Annotated in this window: 18 protein-coding genes; 14 read left to right on the top strand and 4 right to left on the bottom strand. The window is 60.8% G+C overall.

The window, feature by feature from the left end; genetic code table 11:
* Positions 1 to 141: 141 nt before the first annotated feature.
* Positions 142 to 4,251 (top strand): CheR family methyltransferase, encoded by a 4,110-nt coding sequence (locus tag ACQKPZ_RS16130; RefSeq protein WP_427539833.1) that lies wholly within the window; start codon positions 142 to 144, stop codon positions 4,249 to 4,251.
* 39 nt (positions 4,252 to 4,290) lie between these two features.
* Here the strand turns inward: ACQKPZ_RS16130 and ACQKPZ_RS16125 are convergent, their stop codons facing one another.
* Positions 4,291 to 4,809: an MgtC/SapB family protein gene (locus ACQKPZ_RS16125; protein WP_427539831.1), complete on the bottom strand. Its 519-nt coding sequence runs from the start codon at positions 4,807 to 4,809 to the stop codon at positions 4,291 to 4,293.
* A 291-nt stretch (positions 4,810 to 5,100) separates the two neighbouring features.
* Here ACQKPZ_RS16125 and ACQKPZ_RS16120 point away from each other — a divergent pair, with 291 nt between their 5' ends.
* Together ACQKPZ_RS16120 and ACQKPZ_RS16115 are read left to right on the top strand one after the other, a co-directional pair.
* Positions 5,101 to 5,418 (top strand): type II toxin-antitoxin system PrlF family antitoxin, encoded by a 318-nt coding sequence (locus ACQKPZ_RS16120; protein WP_427539828.1) that lies wholly within the window; start codon positions 5,101 to 5,103, stop codon positions 5,416 to 5,418.
* Positions 5,415 to 5,879: a type II toxin-antitoxin system YhaV family toxin gene (locus ACQKPZ_RS16115; RefSeq protein ID WP_427539825.1), complete on the top strand. Its 465-nt coding sequence runs from the start codon at positions 5,415 to 5,417 to the stop codon at positions 5,877 to 5,879. Before ACQKPZ_RS16120 ends, ACQKPZ_RS16115 begins: the two co-directional genes overlap by 4 nt.
* Positions 5,880 to 5,915: 36 nt before the next feature.
* Here ACQKPZ_RS16115 and ACQKPZ_RS16110 read toward each other — a convergent pair whose 3' ends face one another.
* The gene (locus tag ACQKPZ_RS16110; protein ID WP_427539822.1) at positions 5,916 to 6,830 is read right to left on the bottom strand and encodes a LysR family transcriptional regulator; all 915 of its coding nucleotides are present in this window, start codon (positions 6,828 to 6,830) and stop codon (positions 5,916 to 5,918) included.
* A 100-nt stretch (positions 6,831 to 6,930) separates the two neighbouring features.
* On the opposite strand from ACQKPZ_RS16110, the gene ACQKPZ_RS16105 reads away from it, so the two are divergent.
* The 9 genes from ACQKPZ_RS16105 (at position 6,931) to ACQKPZ_RS16065 (ending at position 14,654) form a co-directional block, all read left to right on the top strand.
* Positions 6,931 to 7,896: an ABC transporter substrate-binding protein gene (locus ACQKPZ_RS16105; protein ID WP_427539819.1), complete on the top strand. Its 966-nt coding sequence runs from the start codon at positions 6,931 to 6,933 to the stop codon at positions 7,894 to 7,896.
* Positions 7,897 to 7,971: 75 nt separating this feature from the next.
* Positions 7,972 to 8,823, top strand: a complete 852-nt coding sequence (locus ACQKPZ_RS16100; RefSeq protein ID WP_391134262.1) for an ABC transporter permease — start codon at positions 7,972 to 7,974, stop codon at positions 8,821 to 8,823.
* A gap of 14 nt (positions 8,824 to 8,837) precedes the next feature.
* Positions 8,838 to 9,653 carry a quaternary amine ABC transporter ATP-binding protein gene (locus tag ACQKPZ_RS16095; RefSeq protein WP_427540017.1) on the top strand — a complete coding sequence of 272 codons (816 nt, stop codon included), beginning with the start codon at positions 8,838 to 8,840 and terminating at the stop codon, positions 9,651 to 9,653.
* A gap of 12 nt (positions 9,654 to 9,665) precedes the next feature.
* Positions 9,666 to 11,189, top strand: a complete 1,524-nt coding sequence (gene hutH / locus ACQKPZ_RS16090; RefSeq protein ID WP_427539816.1) for a histidine ammonia-lyase — start codon at positions 9,666 to 9,668, stop codon at positions 11,187 to 11,189.
* 81 nt (positions 11,190 to 11,270) lie between these two features.
* Complete coding sequence (locus tag ACQKPZ_RS16085; RefSeq protein WP_427539813.1) at positions 11,271 to 11,762, top strand: DUF1543 domain-containing protein; 492 nt, start codon at positions 11,271 to 11,273, stop codon at positions 11,760 to 11,762.
* Positions 11,763 to 11,900: 138 nt separating this feature from the next.
* Positions 11,901 to 12,449, top strand: a complete 549-nt coding sequence (locus ACQKPZ_RS16080; RefSeq protein ID WP_427539810.1) for a chalcone isomerase family protein — start codon at positions 11,901 to 11,903, stop codon at positions 12,447 to 12,449.
* 38 nt (positions 12,450 to 12,487) lie between these two features.
* A complete protein-coding gene (locus ACQKPZ_RS16075) occupies positions 12,488 to 12,628 on the top strand; it encodes a DUF2256 domain-containing protein (RefSeq protein ID WP_427539807.1) in 141 nt (46 codons plus the stop codon).
* 171 nt (positions 12,629 to 12,799) lie between these two features.
* Positions 12,800 to 14,158 (top strand): Na+/H+ antiporter NhaA, encoded by a 1,359-nt coding sequence (gene nhaA / locus ACQKPZ_RS16070; RefSeq protein WP_427539804.1) that lies wholly within the window; start codon positions 12,800 to 12,802, stop codon positions 14,156 to 14,158.
* A gap of 232 nt (positions 14,159 to 14,390) precedes the next feature.
* A complete protein-coding gene (locus ACQKPZ_RS16065; RefSeq protein WP_427539801.1) occupies positions 14,391 to 14,654 on the top strand; it encodes a stress-induced protein in 264 nt (87 codons plus the stop codon).
* A gap of 71 nt (positions 14,655 to 14,725) precedes the next feature.
* Here ACQKPZ_RS16065 and ACQKPZ_RS16060 read toward each other — a convergent pair whose 3' ends face one another.
* Entirely contained in the window at positions 14,726 to 15,667 is a 942-nt protein-coding gene (locus ACQKPZ_RS16060; RefSeq protein WP_427539798.1) for a GlxA family transcriptional regulator, read from the bottom strand.
* Between the two features lie 105 nt (positions 15,668 to 15,772).
* Here ACQKPZ_RS16060 and ACQKPZ_RS16055 point away from each other — a divergent pair, with 105 nt between their 5' ends.
* Both ACQKPZ_RS16055 and ACQKPZ_RS16050 read left to right on the top strand, forming a co-directional pair.
* Positions 15,773 to 16,570: an SDR family NAD(P)-dependent oxidoreductase gene (locus ACQKPZ_RS16055; protein WP_427539795.1), complete on the top strand. Its 798-nt coding sequence runs from the start codon at positions 15,773 to 15,775 to the stop codon at positions 16,568 to 16,570.
* A 130-nt stretch (positions 16,571 to 16,700) separates the two neighbouring features.
* Positions 16,701 to 17,708, top strand: coding sequence for a zinc-binding alcohol dehydrogenase family protein (locus ACQKPZ_RS16050; RefSeq protein ID WP_427539792.1), 1,008 nt, complete (start codon positions 16,701 to 16,703; stop codon positions 17,706 to 17,708).
* A gap of 43 nt (positions 17,709 to 17,751) precedes the next feature.
* On the opposite strand, the gene ACQKPZ_RS16045 is transcribed toward ACQKPZ_RS16050, so the two are convergent.
* Complete coding sequence (locus ACQKPZ_RS16045; protein WP_427539789.1) at positions 17,752 to 18,621, bottom strand: DMT family transporter; 870 nt, start codon at positions 18,619 to 18,621, stop codon at positions 17,752 to 17,754.
* Positions 18,622 to 18,630: the final 9 nt, after the last annotated feature.

Genomic DNA, 18,630 nt, shown 5'->3' with positions numbered 1-18,630 from the left:
AAGCCTTCAGGCCAGCGGGACAAATAGCGGCACTTTGGCCAGCGAGGGCTGTCCTAACGTGAACCCCGCTCGTCGGCTGAAGGGTGTCGGGCCTATAATCGGTGCCAAAGCTCACTCCCGGTTCGCACAAGGCTCGTGCCAATGAAATCGTCCAGCAAGACCTCGCTCGCCTCGCCGCACAACCCTGCGCTCAGCCCCAGCCACCTGGACTTCCCGGTGGTGGGCATCGGTGCATCGGCCGGCGGGCTGGAGGCCGTGCAGGCGTTTTTCCAGCACGCCCCTGCGGATGCCGGCATGGCCTTCGTGGTGGTGCTGCACTTGTCACCGGACCACCAGAGCCAGGCCGACCGCCTGATCCAGCGCGTCACGCGCATGCCGGTGTGCCAGGTGAGCGAGCCGGTACCGATCGAGCGTGACCATGTGTATGTGATTTCGCCGGCCAACCGCCTGTCCACCAATGACGGCTACCTGCGGGTCAGCCCGGCCAGGCGCAGCCGCGGCGACCACGTCGCCATTGACCTGTTTTTCCGCGACCTGGCGGACGTGCACAAGGACCATGCGTTCTGCGTGATCCTTTCGGGCAGCGGCAGCGATGGCGCGGTGGGCCTGTCGCGCATCAAGGAACAAGGTGGCGTGACCCTGGTGCAGTCGCCCGATGACGCCCAGTACCCCGATATGCCCAAGGCTGCCATGGCCACCGGCATGGTGGACCTGGTGCTACCGGTGGCCCAGATTCCGGGCAAACTGGTGCAGCTGTGGCGTTCGGCACAAGAGGTGAAACTGCCGCAAATAGAAGATGACAGCCTGCCGCCACCCCTGGGCGAACGCTCAGGCGACCCAGCCCGCTGCGACCCACTGCTCGACGACATCCTCGCCCGCCTTCATGCCAGTACCGGTCACGACTTCCAGCACTACAAGCGCGCAACCGTGCTGCGCCGGCTTGAACGGCGCCTGCATGTCACCGCACAGACTGACCTGGCCGGTTACCGCGAATACCTTGAGCGGCACCCTGAGGAATGCCGTGCATTGCTGGCTGACATGCTGATCGGGGTCACCAACTTCTTCCGCGACCGGGACGCTTTCGAAGCGTTGCAACAACAGGTCATGCCGGGGCTGGCCATTGACGACAGCGAGGATCAACAACGGGAAATACGCATCTGGTCGGCCGGTTGCTCGTCCGGAGAGGAAGCTTACAGCCTGGCGATGATGGCGACTGAACAATTGGCAATGGAGCAGCGCAGTGCCAAAGTCCAGGTGTTCGCCACCGACCTCGACGAGCGCGCCATCAATGTCGGCCGGCTTGGCGTTTATCCCGATGCCATCGCCACCGATGTACCCACGGCCAGGTTGCGTCAGTTCTTCATCAAGGAGGACCAGCATTACAGGGTACGCAAGGACATTCGCGAAAAAGTCCTGTTCGCCCGGCACAACCTGCTGTCGGATCCACCGTTCTCTCAGCTGGACCTGGTGGTATGCCGTAACCTGCTCATCTACCTGGACCGGGAAGTGCAACGGGAAATATTGCGCCTGTTCCACTTTGCCCTGCGCAAAGGGGGTTACTTGTTCCTGGGCAGTTCGGAATCGGCGGACGTGGCTACCGACCTGTTTATTGCCGTGGACAAGCGCCATCGCATCTTCCGCGCCAGGGAGGTGGAGCCGGCGCGCCGCCCCGGGCGGCTTCAGACGCCCGACACGCAAGCTGTTCGCGCCAAACCCAAGCCCCTGCGCAAGCTGTCCTACGCAGAAATCCATCACCGTGCTTTGTCCAGGCGCACACCGCCCAGCCTGATCGTCGATGCTGATGGCAACATCTTGCACATGAGCGATGGCGTCGGCCGCTTCCTGCGCCACGCCGGTGGCGAAGTCAGCCCCAGCCTGCTGAACTTGGTACTCGCGCCGCTGCGCCCTGCCCTGCGCAGTACCTTGTTGCAGGCCCAGAACACCGGCCAGCCGGTCAGCTCGGGCGCCGTGATCACCACGGTCGACGATCAGCGCGTCGAAATCCAGATACAGGTGCAGCCCCACCAGGACGAACCCAGTGGCAGCGAATGCCTGCTGGTGGTTTTCCTGGTTCGCGAAGCTGATCCCCATAGCCCGCCTGCCATCCAGCAAACCGAAGGCATGGTCTTGACTACCTTGGAGCGCGAACTGCAGCGTACCCGCCAGCAATTGCAGGAAACCATCGAGCAGTCGGATATCTCCAGCCAGGAGCTGATGGCCTCGAACGAAGAAATGCAGGCGATCAACGAGGAGCTGCGCCTGGCCAGCGAGGAGCTGGAAACCAGCAAGGAAGAGCTGCAATCCATCAACGAAGAATTGCTTACGGTCAACTACGAGCTCAAGACCAAGGTCGATGAAACCGACAAGATCAACGACTACCTGAGCAACCTGATCGCCTCCACCCAGATCGCCACCGTTTTCGTCGACCGCCAGTTGCACATTCGCTGGTTCACCCCCGGGGCCACCGCCATTTTCAGCATACTGCCGGTCGACACCGGCCGCTCGCTGCTCGACATCACCCACCGCCTGGAATATCCGGGGCTGGCGGACGATGCGCGCGCGGTGATCGAGCGCGAAACCACGCTCGAGCGCGAAGTCATCGGCCAGGACCAGCATTGGTACCTGGCGCGCCTGCTGCCATATCGGGCCAGCGAGCAGAATGTCGATGGCACCGTGCTCACGTTCATCGACATCACCAAAAGCCGCGCAGCCGAAGAGCGCCTACGCCAGGGTGAGGAGCGTATGCGCCTGGTCGCGGAGAGCACCCATGACTTCGCCATCATCCTGCTTGACGAACAAGGCCTGATCATCGACTGGAACACTGGCGCTGCGCTGATATTCGGCTACGCCAAGGATGAAGTGCTGGGCCAGCACTATGCGCTGATCTTCACCGAGCAGGACCGCGAAGAGGGCCAACCGGAACGTGAACTGCGCGCCGCTCGCCTGCATGGCCGCGGCCAGGACGAGCGCTGGCATGTGCGCAAGGACGGTAGCCGGTTCTATTGCAGTGGCGAAGTCTCCCGCCTCAAGGGCAGCAGTTTGCGCGGTTACGTGAAGATCGCCCGTGACCTGACCGGCCAAAAGCGCCTGCAGGACGAACAAAGCAAGCGCCTGGCCGAGTCACAGAGCTCCAGCCATATGAAGGACGAGTTCTTCGCGGTGATGTCGCACGAACTCAAGCACCCGCTTAACCTGATCCAGCTCAATGCCGATATCTTGCGACGCATCCCGTCGGTCACCAGCACCGGCATGGCGAGCAAGGCAGTCAACGTCATCCGCGAAGCGGTCACCAGCCAGGCGCGGATCATCGATGACTTGCTTGATGTAGCGCGCATCCGCACGGGCAAGCTCAAGCTCAAGACCCAGCCTGTCGACTTGTCTGCCATGCTGCAAGGTATCTGTGCTGTAGCCTGCAATGAGCAGCGCGGCCGCAGTGTTCGGCTGACGCTGCCGGCCGATGGCATGCCGGTTTATGTGGAGGCCGACAGCACGCGTGTCGAGCAGATTATCTGGAACCTGTTGAACAACGCACTGAAGTTCAGCCCTGCCGATGGCGAAATCCAGTTGAAACTTGCTCGCCAGGATGAGCAGGCACGACTTGAAGTCATCGATCAGGGCATAGGCCTCGCCGAAAACTCCCTGGAAGATATTTTCGAGCTGTTCAACCAGGCTGCACCAACCGGGCATGGCCGTGAGGGGCTGGGTATTGGCCTTTCCCTGGTCCGGCAACTGGTAGAAGCCCATGGCGGAGCGGTCAGCGTGACGTCTCCCGGAATAGGCCTGGGTTGTACGTTCATCATCACATTGCCGTTGTGCGTGTACACCCAGCAACCCCAGGTTCAGGGCGAAGCGCTGCCATCAGAAGGCCGGCTGAAAGGGGTTCGCATACTGTTGGTGGACGACTCGCTCGATGTGCTGGAAGTGATGGAACAGTTACTGTTGATGGAGGATGCCGACGTGGACGCCTACAGCGACCCGAAACTGGCGCTGCAATCGGCGGCAGATGCGCGTTACGACGTGATCATTTCCGACATCGGCATGCCTGGCATGGATGGCCATGCACTGATCCGGGCGCTGCGTGGGCTGGAACATCTGCGCTACATCCCTGCCATCGCCTTGACTGGCTACGGGGCAAGCGCTGACCAATACAAGTCTCGACAGTCCGGCTTTGACCGCCACTTGAACAAGCCCGTGGGTTATGACGACCTGATTGACGCGATCGAGCGCCTGAATGGCTCAACGTCGGTCTGACCAGTGCCGACAGGCTGACCGGGGGGCGACCCACGCCCCTCAGTGCTTCCTGCCCTCCTCCTCCTTCTGTTTCTCTTCGTCTTGCCCTTCGACCTTGTCCACCAGCAAGGGCATGGTGCCCAGCACCAACAGTGCCAGCACCGTGCTCACCAGCGCCGTGGCTTCGCGCCCCATCCCCGCCGCCGTACCGATGGCCGCCGTCATCCATAGCCCTGCGGCTGTGGTGAGGCCTTTGACATGGCTGGTGTCCTGGCCATTGCCTTTGAGTATGGTGCCCGCACCCAGAAAGCCGATACCGGCAACGATGCCCTGAATCACCCGGCTGAGCGCCTGCGCATCGGCACCTGCCATGCTCGGTGCCAGCACGAACAGCGCTGCCCCCAGCGAAACCAGCATGTGCGTGCGCACCCCGGCGGATTTGCCCTTGTGCTCGCGCTCGAAACCCAGCACCGCGCCCAGTACGGCAGCCATCACCAGGCGGACCAGTATTCGCACGATCTCGCGTTCATCGCCGATATCGGCGAATTCGGCCTGGATGGTTTGCCAGATCATGTCCATTGGCAGGTTCCGGCCTGGTCACGTTCCCTGCCTGTGCGGCGCGCTTCACCGGCTTGCGTTTGTTCGATCTCGATGGACATGGCAGCGTTTTCCGTAGGCGGTTAAAGCGTATGACTGTGAGTACTGCAAGGTTGCTGCATCGGACTACCTGGTAGGTAGAGTGCAAGCTGCCTAGGCTGACTTTGAAAGTTGTCAGAAATCGCCATTCTCGATCGCGTGGTGAAAAAAAACCCGAGATTGACCGAGTAAGGATTATTCCTTACCATCTTGCCAAAGCACGGGAGAACGATCATGCCTGCCATCCACGAAATCGCCACGCTAACCTCCAAGGGCCAGGTCACGCTACCTAAGGCCGTTCGCCAACTGTTGGGCCTGAATACCGGCGCCAAGGTCGCGTTCGACGTCCGCGGGAGTGAAGTCGTGGTCAGCCGGGTAGAGGCTGATCACGAAGACCCTGCCATCGGCGCGTTCCTGGGTTTGCTCGAGGCTGACATCCGCAGGGGACGTAACATCACTACATTACCCGACGGCCTGGCGCAGGCCATGCTTGCCAACGCGAGCCATTCTGTAAACCTGGACGAAGACATTGACGGTGAGGTCGCGCTTTGACGCAGCGCCATGGCTGGACACTGTTGTTCCATGAAGGTGTGACCTTACAGCTACGTAAACTGCAGGAAGCCGCCACCCGGGCCGAGTTGAACGACCCGCAGGGATTTGAAAGCAACGCCAACGTCAAACTATTCCGGGCCCTGAGCCATCTGATAATGGAGGCTGTACCAGCCGACCCGGCCCGTGATGAGTTCCGCCAAGGCAATACGCTGGGAACCGCCTACCGCCATTGGCGGCGAGCGAAAATCGGCAGGCGCTTTCGCCTGTTCTTTCGCTACGACTCCAGATCCAGGGTCATCGTCTATGCATGGGTCAACGACGAACATACCTTGCGCTCCGCGGGCAGCAAATCCGACCCCTACGCCGTTTTCGAGAAGATGCTGGGCCGGGGCAACCCTCCTGATGATTGGGATTCGCTGATTGCAGCGACGCGTAGCGAATGGGGCGAGTCCAAGGTTTGAGCTGCGCCCCTTATTTGCCATAGCCCCACCCGTTATTCATTCAGATGCAAACGAAGGCCGTTCCGCAAACCATGCCACCGCAAGCTCCTTGAACGCCTCAGCCGAAGGCGTCAGCGGATAGCGCTGATCGTGCGCCAGTACAATGCTATGCGTTGGCAATTTCTCCTGGGTCGGCCGACAGACCAGCGCTTGACCATCGTAACTACGATCACCAAACGGTCGGGTGTAGATCAGCGCCACGCCAAAGCCATTGGCGACGAGGCTGCGCTGTAACTCGAAAGTGCGAACCCGGTGCACCACAGAGGGTGAAAGGTCGTAAAAACTGAACAGATCCAGCACATGCTGCCAGCTTTGCGCCTGATCGGTAACGACCAAGGTGTAGTCGGCCAGTGCCTTGAGACTGACACGCGGTTCATTGGCCAGCGGGTGATCCGCCGCCAGCAGTACCTGAGCGGTCAGTTGGCACAGCGGAATGGTTTGCGTGTTCGGTGGCAAACCCAGGTCGTAGGTGATCGCCAACTCGATCGCCCCTTCACTCAGCCGCTTGCCAACAAAATCGAAGCTGCCATCGCGCATGTCGACCGTGACCCTTGGGCAGGACTCCTGCATCCGTCGCACGATTTGCGGCAGGCAATAGGGCGCCAGGTCTTCAAAGCAGCCGACCACCAATTCTCCGACACACTCGCCGGCAGTGGCATTGATCTCGGCAAAGGTCTGAGCCTCTGCCAGTACACGACGTGCCTGGACCATGACGGTTCGACCGAATGGAGTCAGCGATATGCCGAGGCCCCGTTGGCGTATGAAGATGGACTGACCCAGCACTTCCTCAAGCTCCGTAATGGCCGCCGAGATGGAGGGTTGCGAAACATGAAGCTCCATGGCGGCCGTCGTCAGGTTTCCGTGCTTGGCCGCTGCGAGGGCATAGCGCAATTGCCGCAGGGTGAACTTCATAGGTTTTTCCGTTGTGATGCATCAGGACTTATTATTTCTGCCTTTTTTGAGGTTGTGAAATATTTCTCCCGTGCACAGGTTCTTGTTCGGGAGCGTCACAATGACAATTACAAAAGCTCTACTTGCCACAACGCTTTCTTTCGGGCTGCTGGCATCCGCTGGTGCCAGCCAGGCCGCCGGGTGGTGCGAGTCGGGCAAACCGGTGAAGTTCGCCGGTTTGAACTGGGAAAGCGGGATGCTGCTCACTGACGTGATGCAGTTCGTGCTGAAAAATGGCTATGGCTGCGAAACCGACAGCCTGCCAGGTAACTCCATCTCCATGGAAAACGCACTGAGCAGCAACGACATTCAGGTGTTTGCCGAGGAGTGGGTGGGGCGCAGCGAGGTCTGGAACAAGGCTGCGGCTGCCGGCAAGGTCGTTGGCATCGGTTCGCCAGTCGTTGGTGCGGCCGAAGGTTGGTATGTGCCGCGTTATGTGATCGAAGGCGATGCCAAGCGCAAACTCGAAGCCAAGGCACCGAACCTCAAGGCCATCGCCGACCTGGGGCAATACGCCCAGGTATTCAAGGACCCTGAAGAACCAGACAAAGGGCGCTTCTACAATTGCCCGGCCGGCTGGACCTGCGAGCTGGACAATAGCGAGATGCTCAAGCGCTACGGCCTGGAAAGCACCTATACCAACTTCCGCCCGGGCACCGGCCCGGCACTGGATGCCGCCGTACTGTCGAGCTACAGGCGTGGCGAGCCGATCCTGTTCTACTACTGGTCGCCGACGCCGCTGATGGGCCAGGCCGACCTGGTCAAGCTGGACGAACCAGGCGTGGATAAATCGGTGACCATTCAGGTGGGTGTGTCGAAGGCCTTCCACGAGCAGGCGCCGGAGCTGGTGGCGGTGCTGGAAAAGGTCAACCTGCCGATCGACCTGCTGAACCAGAACCTCGGGCGCATGAGCAAGGAGCGTATCGAATCGCCTGAGTTGGCCAAGCTGTTCCTCAAGGAACACCCCGAAGTCTGGCACAGCTGGGTCAGCGAAGACGCAGCCAAAAAGGTAGACGCGGCACTCTGAGGGTGTGAGCGGGTCCGGCGCCTGTCGGGCACGCCATGCAGCAGTCCGCTTCATGCACTTGCTTGAGAGAATTCCATGTTTCCCAAAAACTTCACGTTTTCCATTGCCGACTGGGTCAATGGCTGGGTCGATGCGCTGGTCACCAACTACGGTGATGTGTTCCGGCACATCTCCGACACCCTGCTGTGGGCCATTGTCAACCTCGAAGGCCTGCTGCGCGCAACACCCTGGTGGCTGATGCTGGCCATTGTCGCGGGTATTGCCTGGCACGCCACGCGCAGGGTTGTGCCCACCGCCGTGATCGTCGGCTTGCTGTTTCTGGTCGGTGCGGTCGGGCTCTGGGACAAGCTGATGCAGACCCTGGCGCTGATGCTGGTAGCAACGCTGATATCGGTGTTGGTGGGCATTCCGCTGGGTATCCTGTCGGCGCGCAACGATCGCCTGCGGGCGGTGTTGATGCCGCTGCTCGACATAATGCAAACCATGCCCAGCTTCGTGTACCTGATCCCGGTACTGATGCTGTTCGGCCTGGGCAAGGTGCCGGCGATCTTTGCCACCGTCATCTACGCCGCCCCGCCGCTGATCCGCCTTACCGACCTGGGCATCCGCCAGGTGGATGGCGAAGTCATGGAGGCGATCAATGCATTCGGTGCCAATCGCATGCAACAACTGTTCGGCGTGCAGCTGCCGCTGGCGTTGCCGAGCATCATGGCCGGTATCAACCAGACCACCATGATGGCGCTGTCGATGGTGGTCATTGCATCGATGATCGGTGCCCGTGGCCTGGGTGAAGACGTGCTGGTCGGCATCCAGACCCTGAACGTGGGCCGCGGCCTTGAAGCGGGCCTGGCCATTGTGATTCTGGCGGTTGTGATCGACCGCATTACCCAGGCCTATGGCCGGCCACGGCATGGGGTGGGCAAGTGAGCGCCAAGCAAGCGATGAACAAGATCGAAGTCAAACATGTGTTCAAGATATTCGGTGCTCGCGCCGAAGAAGCCCTGAAACTGATCCGCCAGAACAAAAGCAAAGATCAGGTCCTGGCCCAAACTGGCTGCGTGGTCGGGGTCAACGACCTGTCGTTGACCATCGGCAGCGGTGAAATCTTTGTGATCATGGGGCTGTCGGGCTCGGGCAAGTCGACCTTGGTGCGTCACTTCAACCGCCTGATCGACCCAACCAGCGGTGAGATTCTGGTGGATGGCGAGGACATTCTGCAATACGACATGCAAGCCCTGCGCGAATTTCGCCGCCACAAGATCAGCATGGTGTTCCAGAGCTTTGGTCTGTTGCCACACCGCACCGTGCTGGACAACGTTGCCTACGGCCTGAAAGTCCGTGGCGAGAGCAAGGCCATGTGCGCCGAGCGTGCCCTGCACTGGATCAACACCGTGGGCCTCAAGGGTTACGAAAAATCCTACCCGCACCAGTTATCAGGCGGCATGCGTCAGCGTGTCGGCCTCGCCCGGGCCTTGGCCGCCGACACCGACATCATCCTGATGGACGAGGCCTTCAGTGCGCTCGACCCGCTCATTCGCGCCGAAATGCAGGACCAGTTGCTGGAGCTGCAAAAGACCCTGCACAAGACCATTGTCTTCATCACTCACGACCTGGACGAAGCGGTGCGCATCGGCAACCGGATTGCCATTCTCAAGGACGGCCGCCTGATCCAGGTCGGCACACCGAAGGAAATCCTCTACCAGCCTGCGGACGAATACGTAGATCGTTTCGTGCAGCGCCGTGTAGCTTCGCTATAAGGAACCACGTGTATGTCACTTGCCGAAAAGATCATCATCGCCGAGGCGCCAGTACGCTGGCAGGACGTGGTGGCAGTGGCCCGGCACGGGGCGAAGCTTGAGCTGGCCCCGTCGGCCTGGGCGCGTATCGAGAACGCCCAGGCGATTGTCCAGCGCATCGTTTCCAGCGGTGAACGCGCCTACGGCGTCAACACCGGGCTTGGTGCCTTGTGCAATGTCTCTTTGCAGGACGAACAACTCAGCCAGCTGTCGCATAACACCCTGCTCAGCCATGCCTGTGGCGTAGGCCCTGCGCTGTCTGACGAACAGACCCGGGCAATAATGTGCGCGGCGATCATCAACTTCAGCCAGGGCCGCTCCGGCCTTCAGCGCAAGGTGGTCGCGGCGCTGCTGAGCCTGCTCAACCAGCACATCACTCCGCAGGTACCGAAACAGGGGTCGGTGGGGTATCTGACCCACATGGCACATATCAGCATCAGCTTGCTGGGTGTCGGCCAGGTCAGCTACCGCGGCCAGATCGTGCCGGCGCAGCAGGCCTTGGCCGAGATCGGCCTGGCGCCGGTCAAACTGGGCGCAAAGGATGGCCTGTGCCTGGTCAACGGTACCCCTTGCATGACCGGTCTGAGCTGCCTGTCGCTGGACGACGCGACGCGTTTGTGCCAATGGGCAGACGTTATCGGCGCCATGAGCTTCGAAGCCCTGCGCGGTCAACTCGATGCCTTCGACCCTGAAATCATCGCGATGAAACCGCACCCCGGCATGCAACGCGTAGGCAGTAACTTGCGTCGCCTGCTCGACGGCAGCGAAGTCATTGCCAATAGCCAGGGTATCCGCACCCAGGACGCCTTGAGTATTCGCTCGATTCCGCAGGTTCATGGCGCCGCGCGCGATCAACTGGATCACGCTGCGCGACAGATCGAAACCGAACTCAACTCCACGACCGACAACCCGATGCTGCTGGGTACACCTGAGTCATATCGGGTGGTTTCCCAGGCGAATCCGCACGGCCAGTCGGTGGCCATGGCGGCGGACCTGCTGGCAATCGCGGTGGCCGAGATCGGGGCGATTGCCGAGCGCCGGCTCGATCGCCTGATCAACCCGTTGGTCAGCGGTTTGCCGGCCTTCCTGGTCAGCCAACCGGGTGTGAACTCGGGCATGATGATTGTCCAGTACGTCGCCGCTTCACTGTGTGCAGAAAACCGTCAGCTGGCGCAGCCGGCAGTCATCGACAACTACGTCACCTCCGGTATGCAGGAGGATCACCTGAGCATGGGCACCAATGCCGGGTTGAAGCTGCACCGGGCGCTGGAGAACTGTACGCAGATCCTTGCCATCGAATACCTGTTGGCGGCCCAGGCATTCGAGTTTCTCAAGGAGCAGCGCTTTGGCGCGGGTACCCGGGTTGCCTGGCGCTTGTTGCGAGAACGGGTCCCGGCCTATTCCCAGGACCGTTGGCTGGCCCCGGACATCGCCAGCAGTGCAGCGATCCTGAAGGACCCCGGCCTGCCTGGCGCTGTCTTTCCCTGGCTGCTATGACCGCGGTTGGCGCCTGGCGACCCTCATGCTGGTACTATTTGCACTCACAGTGCTTTTGGGGCTGCTGGTCAAGGATTCATCATGCTCTACATCGTCATGCTCGGCGGTCGCCACCCTCGAGCCCGCATCGAAGTCCACGATGTGGTCTTCGCCCAGGCCGACAGCCTGGAACAGCTCCACCCCCAGTTACGCGAAGCCTGGTTCGGCAGCGCCCAAGGCTTGCACATCGATTCCTGGCTGGAAGTGGCCGGGGTCGATGGCTACCGTGTCGAACTGAGCCAGGTGGCCCCCGGCCCCGGCGCCATGCGCTTGTTTTTCCTGAACCTGGGCGGTTATGAGCGTCAGGTGTTCGGTGAAGCGCATCGGTACCTGCTGGTGGCGGCTGTCGACAAGGCCGAGGCCAAGCGCCTGGGCAAACAACGCATGGCGGCAGGTTGGCTGAAGCCGCACACCGACGCCGTGCTCGATGTCGACGATTGCCTGCCGGTAGACCTGGTGGCAGGGCGCTATGTGCATCTGGTCGAAGGCGAGCATGCGGGTGTCCGCCAGTTCAGCGACTATATCCTGCTCTGAGCCCGTGGGCCGGGGCCAGTGCCAGCCCCGGTATTTCTAGCCCGACATCCCTGCCAAGACTCGACATAAGCTTCACTTGCGCAAAATTTGTACAGCAAACTATATTTGTACAGCATTTTGTTTTCCGGTGGCACACACATGGCAAGCAGAAGCTCGGCGCTCAGCCTGTACACCTTGGCCATTCTGATGGTAATGGCGCAGCCTGCATGCGCAGACTGGCGGCAATCGCTGGCACCAGCACGCATGGCCGGTAGCGGCGAATTCACCTGGTTTGGCTTGCACCTCTATACCGCACAACTTTGGCACGGTGGTTCCGCGTGGAACTGGCACGAGCCCTTCGCCCTTGAGTTGATTTATCACCGGTCGCTGTCCCGAGACACATTGGTACAGGCCAGCCTTGATGAAATGCAGCGCCTGGCTGATCGCCCACTGGCGACGGATACCCTGAATCGTTGGGCTCAAGCCATGCGCGAAGCTTTTGTGGATGTGCGCCCCGGCATGCGCATCAGCGGCCTTTACCTGCCTGGCAAAGGCTGCCGCTTCTACGTCGATGGCCAACCTGGCAGCGAGGTGAACGACCCCGCCTTCGCCCGCGCATTCTTCGCCATCTGGCTTGACCCGCGGGCCCGCGACCCACAGCTGCGCCAGCGGCTGCTTGGGCTGGCCGGGAGCAATCGAGGCGACTGAAACATGCACAAACTTGTGCGTTTGGGACATTCCACCCCATGAAAAAGCCGTTTCTACCCGGCAAAGTCTGCGCCACGTGCGGTTTGCCTTTTAGCTGGCGCAAGCGGTGGGCGAACTGCTGGGAACACGTACGCTACTGCTCCGAACGCTGCCGCCGCGCACACCACAAACCTCACTAGGCGGCCCTGCGCACAACCCTGCTCTTGCGCTGTGCAAAAGCGGCATTACAAACTCTCACCGCAAAACTGCGTTCGGGTGATAGACTTGCCCTCGGGTGCTAGCTGCATAACGCAGTGACGCAGGTTAAATGACAGCGCAGGTCGGGCCGCCTTGCGGGGTTACTTGCGCCTATGCAAAAAATTCGAATCCCCCTTGCCCAGCAACTTGCCCGTCGTGCGTTCGCCACGCTCGAGCGCTTCCTGCATGTCGAGGCCGTGAGTGGTGTGGTATTGCTCATCGCCGCCCTGGCTGCACTCGCCTGGGCAAACTCTTCACTCGCTGATAGCTACGATTCACTCTGGCACACACCGCTCACGTTCGGTGTAGGGTCGATGGTTTTTTCGCAATCCCTGCACTTCTGGGTCAATGATGGCCTGATGACCATCTTCTTCCTGGTGGTCGGCATGGAGATCCGCCGAGAAATCCACGAAGGCGCGCTGGCGAGCCTGCGCCAGGCTACCTTGCCCATGGCAGCAGCCATGGGCGGCGTGGTTGTACCGGCGCTGATCTACCTGGCGTTCGCGCATGCACCGCAAGAACAGAACGGCTGGGCTGTCCCCACGGCCACCGACATTGCCTTCGCCGTCGGCGTGCTCGCCCTGCTTGGCAAATCGATACCGTCCAACGTGCGTATCTTCTTGCTGGCGCTGGCGATCATCGACGACATCATCGCGGTGCTGATTATTGCCATCTTCTATTCCGGCGGCCTGGACTACACAGGCTTTGGCGTTGCCATCGTTGGCATCCTGCTGGTTGTCGGGTTGCAGAAGATCGGCGTTGGTTCGGCCTATGCGTACGTGATTCCGGGCGCCATTACCTGGCTCGGCGTGCTGATGACAGGCGCCCACCCCACCCTGGCCGGCGTGGTGCTCGGGCTCATGACACCCGTGCGCTCAGCCCCCATGGGTGAGCGCCCTGTGGACGCCATCAAACGCTTTTCCAACGATCTGCTCGGCAATGCAACAACGCCAGAGCAGGACAGCAGCAACCTGATCCACCCGCTGAAACGCCTGCGGCTTGCCCAGCGTGACCTGGTACCGCCTGTGGTGCGGGTGCAGAGTGCGCTGCACCCTTGGGTAGCCTTCGTGATAATGCCGTTGTTCGCGCTGGCCAATGCCGGGGTCGGGCTTTCCGGGGTGGACTTGTCCTCCGAAGGGCCATACCACGTGATGCTCGCTGTCAGCCTGGCACTTGTCCTGGGCAAACCTCTGGGCATCGTCTCCGTCAGCTGGCTAATGGTGCGCCTGGGTTGGTGTGCACTGCCCAAGGGTGTGACCTGGAGTGGCATTACCTTGATCGGCTTGCTGGCAGGTATTGGCTTCACCATGTCGATCTTTATCGCCAACCTCGCCTTTGCCGACCCAGGTTCACTGGGTGCAGCCAAGCTCGGCATCCTCACCGGGTCGCTCATTGCTGCCTCCATCGGGCTGTTGTGGGGCGCAGTAAGCGTTAGAAAAGCCGCCAACGCCAAGCCATTGAACGCCGGCTAGCCCCAGGGCACCGATCGCGGGCCGCGAAGGGCTGCCCGCGCGGTGGGTGAATCATCCATTGAGTGCGCAAACCCCTGCGCCAGCCTGCAAGCTTTTACGACGCAACTCATTGAGCGATGGGTATTTTCGCGCACCTCGTCTGCCAGCGAGAAAGTAGTATGAGTAACCGCAACCCGCTGGCCCTCACACGTAAACACAGCTTTTTCTGTGTGAACATGCGAGGTGCAAGATCATGGGTAACGAACAAGACAAAACCGGTCAGCAACGCGGCCAGATGTCTGGCGGCAAACCTGATGAGCATCAAAAAGGCGGCCAAGGGGCCTGGCAGGACAAGCAGGGGCAGGATCCCGGGCGGGCGAGCGGTGCCAATCAGCAAGGTGCGAAAGGCGGCCACTCCCCGGACAAGAAATCAGACAATGCCCGCCACAGCAACATGGATGATGACTCACAAGCCGATAAAGACCAGGGCAGCGGCATGACAGACAAGAACCGTTGACCCCTGCAAGCCTTGGCGACGGATCGCCTTGGCATCACCTCTACCCCGCCCATCCCGTTGAGTTGCGTGCATCATCGCTGCCGTGCATCCCTGCGTATGGACTGCGGTGGCACACCAAACCCACGCAGGAACACTTCCCGCAGGTGCCGGCGGTCCCTGAACCCGGTCTCCCTGGCCACCACATCCAGGCTGTGCCGGCTCTGCTCGATCATCAATCGGGCAGCCTCCAGCCGCAGGCGCTCCACAGCCTTGCCCGGTGACTGCCCTGTCTCGGCGGTGAACACCCGTGTGAACTGGCGAGGGCTCAGGTGCACCACGTCGGCTAGCTCCTCCACGCTCAATGGTCGACTGAGGTGCCTGCTTGCGTAATCCAGTGCATGCTGGATACGGTCCGACTTGGGCGAAAGCGCCAACAGTTCGGAGTGCTGGGATTGCCCCCCAGAGCGGCGTTGGTGCATGACCATCTTGTGTGCGACCGACCTGGCCAGCTCGGTGCCCAGGTCTTTTTCGACCATGCCCAGCGCCATGTCCAGGGCGGCGGTCATGCCGGCGGACGTCCATATCGGCCCATCGACAATGAAAATCCGGTCTTCCTCGACGTCGATCTTCGGGTGTAAATCACGCAGCTTGTTGGCATACGCCCAGTGGGTGGTGGCGCGACGGCCATCCAGCACACCGGCCTGCGCCAGCACGAAGCAGCCGGTACAAAGGCCTGCGGTGCGTCGCGCGCCATCGACAAAACCACGTACGCTGGCCAGCACGTCCTGGCTGGGCGGTGTCATTGGCGTCAACGTGCCGGTGACCATCCAGGTGTCAGCCAGGCCCGGCGCACCCAACGGCAGTGTATCTATGTGCATCCCCAGGGAAGAACACACCGTGCCGCCACCGACGGAAAAGTTCTGGATCCGGTAAATCGCCTCGCCTGCAACGATATTGGCGAACTCGAACACGGTTTGCGTTGCCAGGGACATGACCTGGAAACCATCGGTTATGAGGTAGCCGACCCTGTGCATGCTGGTGCCCTCTACGCTATGTCCTAAAAACGTATCATATGCGTCATTTCGGTCAAAAACCACATACTGCATGATGGCTCCACACCCAAACAACGGAGCATCATCATGACCCAGCAATTCAAAGGCACCGCGCTCATCACCGGCGCCTCCACCGGCATCGGTTCGATTTACGCAGAGCAACTGGCCCGCCGCGGCTATGACCTTGTGCTGGTGGCACGCAACCGGGAACGCCTTAACGCATTGGCCGCCCGGCTTACCAGTGAAACCCGGCAGAACGTGGAGGTGTTCCCGGCCGACCTTGCCAATGCAGCCGACCTGGCCAGGGTCGAGCGCAAACTGCGCGAAGACGCCAGCATCAGCCTGCTGGTGAACAACGCGGGTATCGGTACCCATACCGGCCTGCTGGAAAGCGACGTCGAGCGCATGGCCGAGATGATCAGCCTCAACATTACCGCCCTCACCCGCCTCACCTATGCCGCGGTGCCTGGCTTTGTGTCTCGCAAGCAAGGCGCGGTCATCAATATTTCGTCGATTGTCAGCCTGGCCCCGGAACTGCTTAACGGTGTCTACGGCGGCAGCAAGGCCTATGTCACCGCATTTACACAAGCACTTGCCAAGGAGCTGGCAGGCAAAGGCGTTCAAGTGCAGGCAGTACTGCCCGGGGCTACCGCCACCGACCTTTGGCAGACAGGCGGTTTGCCGCTTGAAAACCTCGACCCCGCCATCGTGATGTCGGCCCAGGACCTGGTTGACGGTGCCCTGCAGGACTTCGACAACGGCGTGCTGATCTCCCTGCCGTCGGTACATGACCTGCAAGCCTTCGACCACTACGAAGCCAGCCGTCAGGCATTGTTCGGCCAGCTCTCCAGCAACCAGCTGGCGCCACGCTATAACGCCAAGTGATCAGGATTGGCCTGAGCCCCACACCACTTTCATCACAGGCGAGAAAGTCTTACTGCATTCAGGCTATTTTTTGAGTTAATCGAAAGGAATAGCCTGCTCTCACTTTTCATATCCCTTGGAGGTAGCGCCAATGAAGGCCGTCGTTTACACCCAGCCCGGTTTGCCAATCCACGACCCGCAATCGCTGTATGACGCGCAACTGCCCGCGCCAAAACCCGGCCCCCGCGATCTCTTGGTCGAAGTCAGAGCCATTGCCGTTAACCCGGTGGATACCAAGATCCGTGCAAGCCGCGGCGGCGAGCATCCACAAATCCTGGGTTGGGATGCAGTCGGCGTTGTCCGCGAGGTGGGGCCGGAAGTCACGTTGTTCCAGGCAGGCGATGAGGTGTACTACGCCGGGGCGATTGACCGCCCAGGCAGCTACAGCGAGCTGCACGTAGTGGATGAGCGCATCGTCGGGCACAAGCCCCGCAGCCTGGACAACGCCAGTGCCGCTGCCCTGCCGCTCACCTCCATTACCGCCTGGGAGCTGCTGTTCGACCGCCTGGGCATTGAAGAAAACGGTGGCAAAGGCCAGCGCCTGCTGGTGGTCGGTGCCGCCGGAGGGGTCGGTTCGATCCTGGTCCAGCTAGCCAGCAAGCTCACCCAGCTGACGGTTATCGGCACGGCATCAAGACCCGAAACCCGGGCCTGGGTCGAGGCGCTGGGCGCTCATCATGTCATCGATCACAGCGCGTCGATCCCGTTGCAGCTGGAAGAACTCAAGCTTAACCCGGTCGACTACGTAATCAGCCTGACGCACACCGACAGTTACCTTGAGCAACTCGTGGAAGTGCTCCGCCCGCAAGGCAAGCTGGCGCTGATCGACGACCCGGCACAGCTGGATGTAATGCCGCTCAAGCGCAAGTCGCTGTCACTGCATTGGGAGCTGATGTTCACGCGTTCGCTGTACAAGACCGAGGACATGATCAAGCAGCACCAACTGCTCGACCGTGTGTCCCGGCTGATCGATGATGGCGTACTCAAGACAACCCTCGGCGAGCACTACGGCACCATCAATGCCGAGCACCTCAAGCGCGCGCACGCCATGATCGAAAGTGGAAAAGCGCGCGGCAAGATTGTGCTGGAAGGGTTCTGAATGCTTGCTGGCAGTGGTGGGCCTGATTACCGCCACTGCCGACTTACCGTGCGTATTTCTTGGCCCCGGCCACACAGATGACAGCCCCCAGCGTGACCACAAGCATCATCCAGCTGACATGCTCGTGCAGCAGCAACGCTGCCAGGCCAAGCCCCATGAACGGCTGGAAAAGTTGCAGTTGGCCCACAGCCGCAATCCCGCCCTGGACCAGCCCCCGGTACCAGAACACAAAGCCGATCAGCATGCTGAACAGTGAAACGTAGCCAAAGCTGAACCACGCAGGCGCGCTTACCTGGGCAAAGGCATCAGGCGCTGGAAAATTAGCGACCGTCAGCAGCAGCATGAACGGCAACGCCACAACCAACGCCCAACTGATCACCTGCCAGCCACCCAATGTCCGCGACAGGCGCGCCCCTTCCGCATAACCCAACCCGCACACAATGACCGCAGCCATCATCAGCAGGTCACCCACCACCGCCCCGTCACCACCATTCATCAACGCATAACCTGCGACCAGGCCAGCACCGATCATCGAGAATAACCAGAACAGCGGCTGAGGGCGCTCACCACCCCGCAGCACCGCAAAGCCTGCGGTACACAGGGGCAAGAGCCCGACAAAAACAATGGAATGAGCTGAGGTGACATGCTGCAAGGCCAGTGCCGTCAACAGAGGAAAACCGATCACAACGCCAAGCGCTGTTATCGCCAATGACCACAAATCACCCCGTTTCGGCCGAGGCTGGCGCAACACGATCAAGAAGAGCGCACCCAACAAGGCGGCAATGGTTGCCCTGGCACAGGTCAGAAAGGTGGGTTCGAAATCCGCCACTGCCACACGGGTTGCCGGCAACGAGCCCGCAAAAATTGCGACGCCTACAAAGCCGTTGATCCACCCGCTTGTTGTTTTTTCCATCGGTAAGTC

The sequence above is a fragment of the Pseudomonas sp. NPDC089547 genome, assembly GCF_050280665.1.
In the GTDB taxonomy this organism is placed as follows: domain Bacteria; phylum Pseudomonadota; class Gammaproteobacteria; order Pseudomonadales; family Pseudomonadaceae; genus Aquipseudomonas.
The sequence above is the reverse complement of the archived record's forward strand: the minus strand, read 5'-3'. Positions and strand labels throughout refer to the sequence as shown.

What these genes read in the sequence shown, in the direction of transcription:
- ACQKPZ_RS16130 (WP_427539833.1), top strand. Translation starts at nt 142, where the DNA reads ATGAAATCGTCCAGCAAGACCTCGCTCGCCTCGCCGCACAACCCTGCG.
- ACQKPZ_RS16060 (WP_427539798.1), bottom strand. Translation starts at nt 15,667, where the DNA reads ATGCACAGGGTCGGCTACCTCATAACCGATGGTTTCCAGGTCATGTCC.
- ACQKPZ_RS16125 (WP_427539831.1), bottom strand. Translation starts at nt 4,809, where the DNA reads ATGGACATGATCTGGCAAACCATCCAGGCCGAATTCGCCGATATCGGC.
- ACQKPZ_RS16055 (WP_427539795.1), top strand. Translation starts at nt 15,773, where the DNA reads ATGACCCAGCAATTCAAAGGCACCGCGCTCATCACCGGCGCCTCCACC.
- ACQKPZ_RS16095 (WP_427540017.1), top strand. Translation starts at nt 8,838, where the DNA reads ATGAACAAGATCGAAGTCAAACATGTGTTCAAGATATTCGGTGCTCGC.
- ACQKPZ_RS16080 (WP_427539810.1), top strand. Translation starts at nt 11,901, where the DNA reads ATGGCAAGCAGAAGCTCGGCGCTCAGCCTGTACACCTTGGCCATTCTG.
- nhaA (WP_427539804.1), top strand. Translation starts at nt 12,800, where the DNA reads ATGCAAAAAATTCGAATCCCCCTTGCCCAGCAACTTGCCCGTCGTGCG.
- ACQKPZ_RS16120 (WP_427539828.1), top strand. Translation starts at nt 5,101, where the DNA reads ATGCCTGCCATCCACGAAATCGCCACGCTAACCTCCAAGGGCCAGGTC.
- ACQKPZ_RS16105 (WP_427539819.1), top strand. Translation starts at nt 6,931, where the DNA reads ATGACAATTACAAAAGCTCTACTTGCCACAACGCTTTCTTTCGGGCTG.
- hutH (WP_427539816.1), top strand. Translation starts at nt 9,666, where the DNA reads ATGTCACTTGCCGAAAAGATCATCATCGCCGAGGCGCCAGTACGCTGG.
- ACQKPZ_RS16050 (WP_427539792.1), top strand. Translation starts at nt 16,701, where the DNA reads ATGAAGGCCGTCGTTTACACCCAGCCCGGTTTGCCAATCCACGACCCG.
- ACQKPZ_RS16065 (WP_427539801.1), top strand. Translation starts at nt 14,391, where the DNA reads ATGGGTAACGAACAAGACAAAACCGGTCAGCAACGCGGCCAGATGTCT.
- ACQKPZ_RS16100 (WP_391134262.1), top strand. Translation starts at nt 7,972, where the DNA reads ATGTTTCCCAAAAACTTCACGTTTTCCATTGCCGACTGGGTCAATGGC.
- ACQKPZ_RS16110 (WP_427539822.1), bottom strand. Translation starts at nt 6,830, where the DNA reads ATGAAGTTCACCCTGCGGCAATTGCGCTATGCCCTCGCAGCGGCCAAG.
- ACQKPZ_RS16045 (WP_427539789.1), bottom strand. Translation starts at nt 18,621, where the DNA reads ATGGAAAAAACAACAAGCGGGTGGATCAACGGCTTTGTAGGCGTCGCA.
- ACQKPZ_RS16075 (WP_427539807.1), top strand. Translation starts at nt 12,488, where the DNA reads ATGAAAAAGCCGTTTCTACCCGGCAAAGTCTGCGCCACGTGCGGTTTG.
- ACQKPZ_RS16085 (WP_427539813.1), top strand. Translation starts at nt 11,271, where the DNA reads ATGCTCTACATCGTCATGCTCGGCGGTCGCCACCCTCGAGCCCGCATC.